At 66.9% G+C, this 11852-nt stretch carries 11 protein-coding genes and 1 pseudogene; 5 read left to right on the top strand and 7 right to left on the bottom strand.

Annotation, left to right across the window (positions count from 1 at the left end):
• Positions 1-84: 84 nt before the first annotated feature.
• The 5 genes and pseudogenes from OKW38_RS23055 to OKW38_RS23035 all read left to right on the top strand — a co-directional run.
• Positions 85-555, top strand: a complete 471-nt coding sequence (locus OKW38_RS23055) for a hypothetical protein (protein WP_429363195.1) — start codon at positions 85-87, stop codon at positions 553-555.
• A gap of 161 nt (positions 556-716) precedes the next feature.
• Positions 717-2000: a glutamate-1-semialdehyde 2,1-aminomutase gene (gene hemL, locus OKW38_RS23050; RefSeq protein ID WP_184058077.1), complete on the top strand. Its 1284-nt coding sequence runs from the start codon at positions 717-719 to the stop codon at positions 1998-2000.
• Positions 2001-2063: 63 nt separating this feature from the next.
• Positions 2064-3215, top strand: coding sequence for a bifunctional diaminohydroxyphosphoribosylaminopyrimidine deaminase/5-amino-6-(5-phosphoribosylamino)uracil reductase RibD (gene ribD, locus OKW38_RS23045; RefSeq protein WP_090801471.1), 1152 nt, complete (start codon positions 2064-2066; stop codon positions 3213-3215).
• Positions 3216-3230: 15 nt separating this feature from the next.
• Entirely contained in the window at positions 3231-3866 is a 636-nt protein-coding gene (locus tag OKW38_RS23040; RefSeq protein ID WP_429363193.1) for a riboflavin synthase, read from the top strand.
• A gap of 216 nt (positions 3867-4082) precedes the next feature.
• A pseudogene (locus OKW38_RS23035) lies at positions 4083-4199 on the top strand (TonB family protein); the annotation flags it as partial.
• Positions 4200-4522: 323 nt separating this feature from the next.
• On the opposite strand, the gene catA reads toward OKW38_RS23035, so the two are convergent.
• The 7 genes from catA to OKW38_RS23000 form a co-directional block, all read right to left on the bottom strand.
• Complete coding sequence (gene catA, locus OKW38_RS23030; RefSeq protein WP_429363192.1) at positions 4523-5458, bottom strand: catechol 1,2-dioxygenase; 936 nt, start codon at positions 5456-5458, stop codon at positions 4523-4525.
• Between the two features lie 78 nt (positions 5459-5536).
• Positions 5537-5827, bottom strand: a complete 291-nt coding sequence (gene catC, locus OKW38_RS23025; protein ID WP_090801477.1) for a muconolactone Delta-isomerase — start codon at positions 5825-5827, stop codon at positions 5537-5539.
• 27 nt (positions 5828-5854) lie between these two features.
• Positions 5855-6991, bottom strand: coding sequence for a muconate/chloromuconate family cycloisomerase (locus OKW38_RS23020; RefSeq protein WP_090801479.1), 1137 nt, complete (start codon positions 6989-6991; stop codon positions 5855-5857).
• 305 nt (positions 6992-7296) lie between these two features.
• Entirely contained in the window at positions 7297-8940 is a 1644-nt protein-coding gene (locus OKW38_RS23015; RefSeq protein ID WP_429363190.1) for a GMC family oxidoreductase, read from the bottom strand.
• Positions 8930-9595, bottom strand: coding sequence for a gluconate 2-dehydrogenase subunit 3 family protein (locus tag OKW38_RS23010; protein ID WP_429363188.1), 666 nt, complete (start codon positions 9593-9595; stop codon positions 8930-8932). Before OKW38_RS23010 ends, OKW38_RS23015 begins: the two co-directional genes overlap by 11 nt.
• Entirely contained in the window at positions 9592-10629 is a 1038-nt protein-coding gene (locus OKW38_RS23005; protein WP_429363186.1) for a hypothetical protein, read from the bottom strand. Before OKW38_RS23005 ends, OKW38_RS23010 begins: the two co-directional genes overlap by 4 nt.
• Positions 10630-10657: 28 nt before the next feature.
• Positions 10658-11779 carry an enolase C-terminal domain-like protein gene (locus OKW38_RS23000; protein WP_429363185.1) on the bottom strand — a complete coding sequence of 374 codons (1122 nt, stop codon included), beginning with the start codon at positions 11777-11779 and terminating at the stop codon, positions 10658-10660.
• Positions 11780-11852 lie beyond the last annotated feature (73 nt).

The raw sequence follows: 11852 nt of genomic DNA, 5'->3' as shown, positions 1-11852 counted from the left end.
CGCTTCCGTATGCGCAGCTTGACGGCCCGACATAAAAGCTCGACGTCGCGCAACACCCTTCCCTTGATCCCGTTCGAACCCGCGATGACCGCCTTCCTGCTCATCTGGAGCCCCAAAAAATGGCCGTGGCCCGAGTTGCCCGACATCGCGAAACGCGTGGCGGCCGGCGACGCGGTGGCCGACGTGTGGGGCTCCGGCTTTGCGCGCGGCATCCTGCCCGGCGATCGCGTGTTCCTGCATCGCGTCGCGCAGGAGCCGAAGGGCATCTTCGGTTCGGGCTACGTGACGCGCGCGCCCTACGAAGTCCCCGACGCGTCGACCAAACGCGGCTACCGGCTGTGCATCGATTTCGTCTACGACTGGCTCGTCGATGCGCATCACGCGCCGGTCATCACGCGCGATCAGCTGCGTGTGCATCCGTTCTCGGTGCAGACGTGGGATGCGCAAAGCTCGGGCACGATCATCAAGCCGATCGCCGAAGGCGCGCTGGAGAAGCGCTGGGCCGAATTGACCGGCAGGCGCAAGCCGCCGACGATACCCGCACCGGGCAGCTAGGCGAAACACGCGCCGCCGCGACCGCCCGCCCGCACAGCCCGCAGGCGCCGACTCCGGTACAATTTCTCGATCCACCCCAGCATCGCGCGAAGGGTCCGCGGGAATCGTCCGAGGCCCTTTGCGCCGCTGCGCAACCCCTGCTCCCTATTCCAGCCATCGCCATGTCCAGAAACGAAACCCTCTTCGAACGCGCGCAACGCACGATCCCGGGCGGCGTGAATTCGCCGGTGCGCGCTTTCCGTTCCGTCGGCGGCACACCGCGTTTCATCGAGCGCGCGCAAGGCCCGTACTTCTGGGACGCGGACGGCCAGCGCTATACCGACTACATCGGCTCGTGGGGCCCCATGATCCTCGGCCACGTTCATCCCGAAGTGCTGGAAGCCGTGCAGCGCGCGCTCGTGAATGGCTTTTCGTTCGGCGCGCCGACCGAGTCGGAAGTCGAGATCGCCGAGGAAATCTGCAAGCTGGTGCCGTCGATCGAACAGGTGCGCATGGTGTCGAGCGGCACCGAGGCGACGATGAGCGCGCTGCGTCTCGCGCGCGGCTTCACGAACCGCAGCCGCATCGTCAAGTTCGAAGGCTGCTATCACGGCCACGCGGACAGCCTGCTCGTGAAGGCCGGCTCGGGCCTGCTGACCTTCGGCAATCCGACCTCGGCGGGCGTGCCGGTCGATATCGCGAAGCACACCACCGTGCTCGAATACAACAACGTCGCCGAGCTCGAAGAAGCGTTCAAGGCGTTCGGCAACGAGATCGCCTCGGTGATCGTCGAGCCGGTCGCTGGCAACATGAACCTCGTGCGCGCGACCCCTGAATTCCTGCAGGCGCTGCGGCGCCTGTGCACCGAGTACGGCGCGGTGCTGATTTTCGACGAAGTGATGTGCGGCTTCCGCGTCGCGCTCGGCGGCGCGCAGCAACTCTACGGCATCACGCCGGACCTCACCTGCCTCGGCAAGGTAATCGGCGGCGGGATGCCGGCGGCGGCGTTCGGCGGCCGGCGCGACATCATGGCTCACCTCGCGCCGCTCGGCGGCGTCTATCAGGCGGGCACGCTGTCGGGCAATCCGATCGCGGTCGCGGCCGGCCTGAAGACGCTGCAGCTGATCCAGGCGCCCGGCTTCTACGACACGCTCGCCGCGCGCACCACGCGTCTCGCGCAAGGGCTCGCGCGGGCGGCACGCGAAGCGGACGTGCCGTTCGCGGCCGATGCGCTCGGCGGCATGTTCGGCATCTACTTTCGCGAATCGATCCCGACGAGCTTCGCCGACGTCACGAAGAGCGATGTGCCGCGCTTCAACGCGTTCTTCCACAAGATGCTCGACGCGGGCGTGTACTTCGCGCCGTCCGCGTATGAGGCCGGCTTCGTGTCGAGCGCGCACGACGATGCGGTGATCGACGCGACGATCGACGCCGCGCGCGGCGCGTTCGCAGCGTTGAAAGGCTGAAGCCGGGCCCGAAGCAAAGGCCGCAACTCGCACGACCCAGACACCGCACCACAACGGACACCGATGTTCTCGCAAACCGATTTCGTCCACATGGAACGCGCGCTCGCGCTCGCGAAGCGCGGCATGTACACGGCCGACCCGAATCCGCGGGTCGGTTGCGTGCTCGTCAGAAACGGCGAGGTGATCGGCGAAGGCTTCACGCAGCCGGCCGGCCAGGATCACGCCGAAATTCGCGCGCTGAAGGACGCGCGCTCGCGCGGCCACGACCTGCGCGGCGCAACCGCCTACGTGACGCTCGAACCGTGCAGCCATTTCGGCCGCACGCCGCCGTGCGCGAACGCGCTGATCGAAGCGCAGATCGGCCGCGTGATCGCGGCGATGGAAGATCCCAACCCGCAGGTCTCCGGCCGCGGTCTCGCGATGCTGCGCGAAGCCGGTATCGAAGTACGCTGCGGGCTGCTCGCGAACGAAGCGCGGGAGCTGAACATCGGCTTCGTGTCGCGCATGACGCGCGGCCGTCCGTGGGTGCGCATGAAAGTGGCGGCATCGCTCGATGGCCGCACCGGCTTGCCGTCGGGTGAGAGCCAGTGGATCACGAGCGCGGCCGCGCGGGCCGACGGTCATGCGTGGCGTGCGCGCGCGTCGGCGATCCTGACCGGCATCGGCACTGTGCGCGAGGACAATCCGCGCATGACCGTGCGCGCGGTCGATACGCCGCGCCAACCGCACCGAGTGCTGATCGACAGCCAGCTCGACGTGCCGCTCGACGCGCTGATCCTGGCCGGCGCGCCGACGCTGATCTTCTGCGGCGAGCTCGACGCGCGCCTCGAAGAACGCGCGAGCGCGCTGCGCGAGCGCGGCGCCGAGATCGTGCCGCTGCCGAACGCGTTCGGCAAGGTGGATCTCCCGCGCATGCTGAGCGTGCTCGGCGAGCGTCACGTCAACGAGCTGCACGTCGAAGCCGGCTACAAGCTGAACGGTTCGCTGCTGCGCGAAGGCTGCGTCGATGAACTGCTGGTCTATCTCGCGCCGAGCCTGCTCGGCGTGGACTCGATGAGCATGTTCAATCTGGACGCGCCCGACCAGCTCGAAGACCGCGTGAAGCTGAATTTCCACACGGTCGAGCGGATCGGCGACGATCTGCGGATCCTCGCGCGTTTCGCGCCGACAGCCTTACCCGGGACCGACACCGTGTCTCCCACCGTTTCGAAATGATCAAGGACTAGCACGATGTTTACAGGAATCGTCGCGGCAGTGGGCCGCATCGAATCAGTCAAGCCGCTCGGCACGGGCGGCGACGCGGGCGTGCGCCTGAACGTCGAGGCGGGCGGGCTCGACCTCGCCGATGTGCAGCTCGGCGACAGCATCACGATCCAGGGCGCCTGCATGACGGTGGTCGCGAAGACCGCTCATTCGTTCGAGGTCGACGTGTCGCGCGAGAGCCTGAACCGCACGGCCGGTCTCGGCGAACCCGGCGAGGTCAATCTCGAGAAAGCGCTGCGCGCACATGACCGGCTCGGTGGACATATCGTGTCCGGACACGTCGACGGGCTCGGTATCGTCACGCGTTTCGCCCCGGTCGGCGAATCGCACGAGCTGCGCATTCTCGCGCCGCGCGACATCGGTCGTTATCTCGCGTACAAGGGATCGATTACGGTCAATGGCGTGAGCCTGACCGTGAACTCCGTCGTTGATCGCGACGACGGCTGCGAGTTTTCGATCAATCTGATTCCGCATACCGTGCAGGTGACGGCGCTCAAGCATCTGCACGACGGGGTAAAAGTGAATCTGGAGATCGATCTGATTGCGCGGTATGTGGAGCGGATGCTCAATGCGCCGCGCGATGGCGATCCATCCTCGACGTAACCTGGCCACTTCCCTCGAGACCGTTACGCGATACCAGGAGCGCATGCTCGGTGCGTATCGGGACAGCGATCGATCCGCGCAGCAAGCCGGTTTGAGCGAGGCGAATCCGGGGTCGTGACCCAGCGCGCATGCACGATCCGAAGCTGACAATCACAATGAAAGAGCCGCACCTGCTCCGGCGCTGCGGTCGCGCACGCGCCGCGTCCCCATGCGATCGTGCGTGCATCGGTCGACGAACGTGGACAGAGCAGCGACGCGGTCGTCGAAGTCTCGTCCGGCAATCCAGCGTTCGACAACCTCGCCCTTCAGGCATCGCGGCGTGCCCAGTGCAGCGCGCTCACGGGCATGGACAATCAGCCTGTGGCGGTCGAAACGAATTTCGTTTTCAATCTACCGCACGCGAGTGGCGATACGGCTCACTCCGGCGCAGGCGTCGCGGCGGCCGCGAGCAACGCGGACTCCCCGCGACCGCCGTCTTCTCCCGCGGGCGCGATCGGTTCTTCGCTGTTGCTCGAGCCTTGCGAGCGCCCCTTGCGACGACTCGCCCAGAACGCCAAGCAACGGCAGCACGACGCTTCAGGGATTCGGCCGGCAAGACCGCCGGCCGTTGGCAACGAAAGGCGGCGGCCGTGTCGCCACGGCGCCGCCTCGTGCGATTACGCTTCGGCCGAAGCGCGCAGACGATGGACGAGCTGGTTGTCCTTACCCTGGACCAGCGGCGTGATCGTGAAGTTGAACTCGATCTCCTTGTACGTATCGGCCTTCAGGCCCAGCGCCGCGCCACCGCTTTTCTCGACGACCGGCGGAATCAGCTCTTCGCGCGTTGCATACGCGAAGTCGTCCCAGATCAGCGGATCGCCTTCGATGTTGAACTGCGTGGTCAGCTTGCGATGGCCGTCGCTGCTGACGAAGAAGTGTACGTGCGCCGGACGGTTGCCGTGACGGCCCAGCACGTTCAGCAACTGCTGCGTCGAGCCGTGCGGCGGGCAGCCGTAGCCTACCGGCATCAGCGTGCGGACCTCGTACTTGCCGTCGGCGCCGGTCTTCACCGCGCCGCGCAGGTTGAAGTCGCTCTGCGCGCCGGTCGGATCGAAGTGCGAGTAGAAGCCCTTCGAGTTCGCGTGCCAGCACTCGACGACCGCGCCGGCGACCGGCTTGCCGTCCAGATCCTTGACCGTGCCGCGGATCACCAGCGGGCCCGCGTCTTCGTCCGGGTTGATGTCGATCTTCGAGACGCCCTCGCGCACCGTCGCGCCGGCGACGTACAGCGGGCCTTCGATCGTACGCGGCGTGCCGCCTTCGAGACCGATCTTCTTGTCCTCGGCGTCCATGCGGATGTCGAGATACTTCTCGAGACCGAGGCCGGCCGCGAGCAGCGCCGCTTCGCCGTCCTGACCGAGCTTGTTCAGATAGTTGACGCCGGCCCAGACTTCGTCGGGCGTGATGTCGAGGTCATCGATTGCCTTGAACAGGTCGCCCAGCAGACGGAAAACGATCTGCTGGAAACGCGCGTTGCCACTCCCGGCATCGACGTTGGAAGCGGCTTTCAGCAGATCCTGCACTTCTTTGGTTTCAAATACTTTGACGCTCACGATGACTGTCTCCAGTTGGTATAGGGGGAAAAGATGGCTTTGGATGCGCTCGCCGTCAAAAGCGCCTGGCCCCTGGGCTCAGATGTCGCCGTCCCGAATCGACGACGGGTGACGACACAGAGGCGTCACCGAAATCTTCATGTACGGGAACAGAGGCAAGCCGGACAGAATGTCGTGAAGTTCGGCATTGCTCTCTACATCGAAGATGCTGTAATTCGCGTACTCGCCAACGAGGCGCCAGATATGACGCCACTTGCCGCTACGCTGGAGCTCCTGCGAGTAAGCCTTCTCGCGGGTCTTGATTTCGTTCGCCACTTCGGCCGGCATGTCGACCGGCAGGTGCACGTCCATTCGCACATGGAAAAGCATCGTTGAATCCTCTTGATCTAAATCCGTTTAGCGGGTGACCTTCATCAGCCCGTCTCGCGTGAATCGCTCGACCTTCGCCTCGTCGAGTTCGATGCCGAGACCCGGGCCTTTCGGCACGGTCAGTTCGAAGTCGCTGTAGTCGAGCGGCGTGGTCAGAATTTCTTCGGTGATCAGCAACGGCCCGAACAGCTCGGTGCCCCATTGCAGATTCGCGAAGCTCGCGAACAGATGCGCCGACGCCACCGTGCTGCACGCACCTTCGAGCATCGTGCCGCCGTACAACTCGATGCCGGCGGCATCTGCGATCGCGGCCACGCGCTGCGCGGCGAACAGGCCCCCGCTCTGTTCGATCTTGATCGCGAACACATCGGCGCCGCCGTTCTTCGCGATCTCGAACGCGCTGTCCGGGCCTTGCAAGACTTCGTCGGCCATCAGCGCGACCGGGAAGCGGCGCATCAGTCGCGCGAGCGCCGCGGCGGACGCGACCGGCTGCTCGACCAGATCGCAGCCCGCATCGGCCAGCGCCGGAATCGCCCAGGCGGCCTGGGTCTCGCTCCACGCCATGTTCACGTCGACGCGCACCGCGGCGCGCTCGCCGACCGCTTTCTTGATCTCGGTGACGTGTTTGATGTCGGTCTTCAGTTCCTTCGCGCCGATCTTCAGCTTGAAGACCTTGTGGCGGCGCACGTCGAGCATGTGCTCGGCTTCGGCGATGTCCTTCGCCGTATCGCCCGACGCGAGCGTCCACGCAACCGGCAGGCGCTCACGGCGACGGCCGCCGAGCAGCTCGCTCACCGGCACGCCGAGACGTTTGCCTTGCGCGTCGAGCAGCGCGGTTTCGAGCGCGCTCTTCGAGAAATGATTGACCTTGACCAGCTTGCCGAGGTGCGCCATCAGCGCCTGGATCTGCGTCGCGTCCTTGCCGATCATCGCCGGGGCGAAGTAGGCGTCGATCGCGAGCTTCATTGCTTCGGGGCTTTCCGGGCCGTAGGCCATGCCGGCGATCGTGGTGCCTTCGCCAATCCCGACGATGCCGTCGCTGCAGTAGACCTTGACCAGCATCAGCGTCTGCCCGTACATCGTGGCGACCGACAGCTTGTGAGGGCGGATCGTCGGCAGATCGACGAGGCGGGTTTCGATACGTTCGATGGTCGCTTGGGTCATGGCGGCTGCGGCGAGAAGTGAGTTCATTGGATGTTTTTATACCCTTCGCCCGTTTGGCCCGTCCAATACTTTTCCTGTCCTTTTTCATACCTGCAGGGTATGGTGAGGCCAGCAAGCCCGGCCTTTCTATGGATTTTGCATTGCACCATGCAGGTGGGGCATCGAAAATGAGGCCCGTTTTTGCGCCTCAAACTGACGTAAGTCAATGTTCGATGCATGGAGAGCATGTTGTGTAACCACCCGGATCGCGCAGTGAGTACTCCGTCGTTTCGGACTGCGGTTCATGCGCGCGGGCAACACTGCCCCTACAACTCGCCGCGCGCGGCTAGCGCGGCGATGCGCTCGGCGGTGCGACACGCGATCGCCTGAATCGTCAGCGACGGATTCACGCCGCCCACCGTCGGAAACACCGAGCCGTCGCACACCCACAGGTTGCGGATGTCCCAACTGCGGCAGTCCGCGTCGACGACGCTCGTCGACGGATCGTCACCCATGCGCGCGGTGCCGTTCAGGTGGCAGGTGTCGTCGGTCTCGCGCCAGATCTCCTTGCCGCCGGCGGCCGCGAGCGCCTGCTCCATGAAGTCGAGCGAATGCGCGATGAGCCGCTTGTCGTTGTCGCACCATGAATAGGTGACGCGCGCGATCGGCAGCCCGTACTGGTCCTTCTCGTCGGCAAGCGTCACGCGGTTGCGCTGCTGCGGCAGCATCTCGCCGACGATCTTCAGCCCCGCCTGGTGGTTGTACTTGAGCATCTCCGCGCCGAGCGCGTCGCCCCACAAGCCGCGGCCATTCTGCACCGCGACCCATCCGTTCGGCAGCGGCCCCTGGCTCATGTAGCAGTAGCCGCCGAAAAAATCTTTGCCCTTGTCTTCGTAGTTCCAGTGCTCGGTGAGCGCGAGCGACGGCGGCCCCTTGTACCAGCGGATGTCTTCATCGAAGGTGCCGTAGACGCCCTGATTCGACTGCGCCATCAGGTTTTTGCCCACGAGTCCCGAACTGTTCGCAAGTCCGTCGGGAAAGCGGCTGTTGGCCGACATCAGCAACAGGCGCGGCGTTTCGATCGCGTAGCCGGCCACCACCACGTGCTTCGCACGCTGGAATCGCCAGCGTCCTTCGCGCAGATATTCGACGCCGGTGGCGAGCCCCGCGTCGTTGGTGACGACGCGGCCGACCATCGCCAGATCGCGCACCTCGGCGCCGGCTCGCAGCGCACGCGGGATCCACGTGACGAGCGCGCTTTGCTTCGCGTTGGTCGCGCAGCCGGACACGCAAAAGCCGCGGTACACGCACGGATGCGCGCGGCCACGCGGCGCGGAGAGGGTCGCGAGCGGCGTGGGGCTCCAGCCGATGCCGAGCGCCTCGGCGCCGCGCGCGAGCACCAGCGCCGCCGCGTTCAGCTCATGCGCGCGATACGGATAGCGCGGCCGCTTCGGCCCCCACGGATAGTTCACCGGTCCGGAGATTTTCAGCGCGTCCTCGACCTCGCCGTAGTAGTGCCACATCTCGCGCCAGTCGAGCGGCCAGTCGGCGCCATAGCCGAGCACGCCGCGCGACTTGAACCACTCGGGCCGAAAGCGCAGCGACACCATCGCGAAATGGACCGTGCTGCCGCCCACCGCCTTGCCGCTGTTGTTGTTGCCGAGCTTCAGCGGATTGTCGCCGTCGCAGATGCGCTCGTCGGTCCAGAACAGTTTTTCCTGATGCGCTTCGTCAGACGCGAACTCTTCGAGCGGACGCCACCACGCGCCGGCATCGAACGCGACGACCTTGAAGCCTTTTTCCGCAAGCCGGCACGCAAGCGTGCCACCGCCGGCGCCGGTGCCGACGATCGCGAAATCGACCTCCTCGCCGTCAGGGTACGTGCGCATCGGCACCCAGCCGCCGCGCTGGAACACGTCGGGTGCGCGGCCGTCCTTGCCGCGTGGCCGTTGCTGCGCGTCATCGGACACGGCGATTCTCCTTCGCGGCCTGCTCATGGGTGTCGGGCGTCGCTTCAACCGCCTCCCACGGATCGCGGCGATTCAGGTACATGCGCACATAGCCGCGCGGATTCGCCGGGCCGCCGAAGCCGATCTCGCTCCACGCGTGCGGGTGCGAGTAGTAGAGCCCGCAAATGTCGTGCAGCACGCGCTCGCCGAAGAATAGCTTCGACGGCATGCCGCGCCACGCGGGGTTCGTCAGTTCGCCGCGCTGCATCTCGCCGAGCAGCGCGATCTGCGTGTCCTCCGCGAGGCTCGCGAACGGCAGGCCGCCGCGCTCGCGGCACTCGGCATCGAGCGCGGCGAGGCCGATGCGCCAGGCGTCGCGCATCGGCGGCAAACGGGCGTCGCGGTAGCCGTCGTTGCCATTGCCGGCGAGCCGCGCGTCGAGCAGCGCGGCAAGCGGTACCACCGGTTGCGCATTCGTTTGCGGCACGATGCGGGCGCACAGCGACGTGACCGCGAGCCATTCGACCGCGTTGAAAAAGCGCGGCTCGAGCGGTGTCGCGAGGCGTTCGGCGATCACCGCGCGGGTGAGCGCGTCCCACGACGGCGTCGTGCGTTTGTCGAGCACGTCGTAGCCGGGATAGCGGGTGGCTCGGGTCGAGCGTGGTCGGTTGGTCATTTTTCAGTCTCCCGCAGACGCAGTGCGGCGAGCCCGGCGAGCGCCAGCGCGGAAAAGCTCGGCGGCGCGGGCAGCGGCGGCCCGTCGAACAGATTCTGGCTCCAGTTGCGCCAGCCGCCCTGACGACGCGCGATCCCGCGCGCGTGAAAACCCGCGCCGACAAAGCCGAGCACGGTCGTGATGCGTAACCAGAGCCGCGTGTACCAGCGCTCGCGCGGAGCGGACAGCGCGGCATGCGCGAGCAGCGCGGCGGTGATGGGCGGAATGCTGACCGGCGCGTACATCGCGCGATGCTGAAACGCGCCGCGAAAATGCAGCAGCGCGGCCTCCCCCACCGTGCCGACGAGACCCGCCGCGACCAGCAGACCGAGCGCCTGACCGGCCGGCATGCCGAGCAGTTGCGGGTCGTCTGCGGGCTCGTCGCGCAAGCGTTCGGCGACGGCACCGAGCGCGCCTGACAGCAGCAACGCGCTCGGCGCGCCGAGCGGTGCCGCGTGAAACAGGTTGTTCCAGCTCCAGCCGCCCGGCCGCTTCATCACGTTGTAGAAATGGAAGCCCGTGCCGGCGATGCCCGTCGCCGCCGCGGTCAGATAGATCGCATGGCGCGCGCGATGCGTCTGGCCGCGACGATCCGCGCCACCATGCAGGCCCGCGGCGAGCGACAGACTCGCGCTGACGAGTGGCATGAACATCGCAGGGTTGTCGAACGAGCCGCGGTAGTGCTCCATCGCGCTGTCGGCGAGCACCGACAGCGCGAGCAGCGCGGAGCTGTGGTTGAAGGTGCGGGCCGCTTCGACGTGTGCCTCCACCTCGGCGGTGAGTTCGCTCGCGTGCACGCGCGCCGGCGCGCGCTGATGGCTGCGGGCGGCACACCTCGGGAACGTCACGGATGCCCGATGCTCGTGGTGTTGCGGACCGGTCTCACGCCGTTCGCGATGCAACTCCGGTCTTCCCGCGCGGCGCGCGGCCAACGCCGCGACGGCCGTCACGGCCGCCGCCGTGTACAGCAATCCGGGTACGCGTGAAGAGCTCATAGATATCGCTTCCGTGTCGTGGCCTGCTTTATTTGATGAGGTAGCGCTCGGCGTCACCATGCTTGAACTCGAGCCCGCAACCGGGCCGCGACAGGTCCGGCTCCATCTGGCCGTCGCGCAACCGCGGCGCACCGTCGAACAGCATGGCTTCGATCCGGGCGTGGTCATGGAACCACTCCTGATGGCGCAAGCGCGGCGCCGCGCACGCGACGTGCAGATGCAGCGCCGGTGCGCAATGCGCGGACAGCGGCACGTGATACGCGTCGCACAGCGCGGCGGCCTGCAGAAAGCCGGTGATGCCGCCGCAACGGCTCGCGTCGGCCTGCAGCACGTCGACGGCCCCCGCCGCGAGCAGGTGGCGGAAGTCGTCGAGCGTGTAGCCGTATTCGCCGGCGGCGATCTCCATGCCGGCCGGCACGCGCTCGCGTACGCCGCGCAGGCCCGCTTCGTCGTCCGAAGACACGGGCTCCTCGAACCAGCTCACCTCGTGCTCGGCGAAACGTTGCGCGTAGTACAGCGCCCGTTGCGGCGTGAACGCGCCGTTCGCGTCGACGAACAGGCCCGCGCCGCCGATCGCCGCGCGCGCCGCCGCGACGCGCGCCGGGTCCTTGTCCGGCTCGCTGCCGATTTTCATCTTTACCCACCGGCAGCCGTCCTGCGCGACCCAGCCGGCGAACTGCTGCTGCAAGCGCTGGTTCGTATACGTGGTGAAGCCGCCGCTGCCGTAAGCCGGCACGGCCGGGCGCAACGCGCCGAGCAGCCCGACGAGCGGCACGCCGAGCAGCTTCGCCTTCAGGTCCCACAGCGCGCAGTCGATTGCCGAAATGGCTGTCGCGGCCAGTCCCGCGCGGCCGAGATTGCGCACCTGGCGTTGCAACCGTTGCCAATGCGCGCCGACGTCCAATCCGTCGTAATTCAGCACGCAGGCGGCGAGCGCGCCCTGGATCAGCCCGACGATGCAGGCATCGCTGTACGTGTAGCCGATGCCGGTGTCGCCGCCCGCGTCGACCTCGACGACGACCAGCGTGGTCGCGTCCCACGCGAACGTGCCGTCGGCCTCCGGCGCGTCGGTCGGAATGCGGTACGCGCTCGCGCGCAGCGCGCTCACGGGCGCTTGCGACGAGCCCCCGCTCGTGGCGCCGCGCTTCATCGACGCGCTCCTTGCGCGCGCGCGTGACGCCCTTCATTGATGCAACAGCCGACGGTCCCCGACATTCCGGTCT

This window comes from Paraburkholderia sp. MM5496-R1, from assembly GCF_050436205.1.
GTDB lineage: Bacteria > Pseudomonadota > Gammaproteobacteria > Burkholderiales > Burkholderiaceae > Paraburkholderia > Paraburkholderia tuberum.
This window is presented reverse-complemented; position numbering and strand designations above follow the sequence as displayed.

What these genes read in the sequence shown, in the direction of transcription:
- ribD (WP_090801471.1), top strand. Translation starts at nt 2,064, where the DNA reads ATGTTCTCGCAAACCGATTTCGTCCACATGGAACGCGCGCTCGCGCTC.
- catC (WP_090801477.1), bottom strand. Translation starts at nt 5,827, where the DNA reads ATGCTTTTCCATGTGCGAATGGACGTGCACCTGCCGGTCGACATGCCG.
- hemL (WP_184058077.1), top strand. Translation starts at nt 717, where the DNA reads ATGTCCAGAAACGAAACCCTCTTCGAACGCGCGCAACGCACGATCCCG.
- OKW38_RS23040 (WP_429363193.1), top strand. Translation starts at nt 3,231, where the DNA reads ATGTTTACAGGAATCGTCGCGGCAGTGGGCCGCATCGAATCAGTCAAG.
- OKW38_RS23005 (WP_429363186.1), bottom strand. Translation starts at nt 10,629, where the DNA reads ATGAGCTCTTCACGCGTACCCGGATTGCTGTACACGGCGGCGGCCGTG.
- OKW38_RS23020 (WP_090801479.1), bottom strand. Translation starts at nt 6,991, where the DNA reads ATGACCCAAGCGACCATCGAACGTATCGAAACCCGCCTCGTCGATCTG.
- OKW38_RS23055 (WP_429363195.1), top strand. Translation starts at nt 85, where the DNA reads ATGACCGCCTTCCTGCTCATCTGGAGCCCCAAAAAATGGCCGTGGCCC.
- OKW38_RS23000 (WP_429363185.1), bottom strand. Translation starts at nt 11,779, where the DNA reads ATGAAGCGCGGCGCCACGAGCGGGGGCTCGTCGCAAGCGCCCGTGAGC.
- OKW38_RS23010 (WP_429363188.1), bottom strand. Translation starts at nt 9,595, where the DNA reads ATGACCAACCGACCACGCTCGACCCGAGCCACCCGCTATCCCGGCTAC.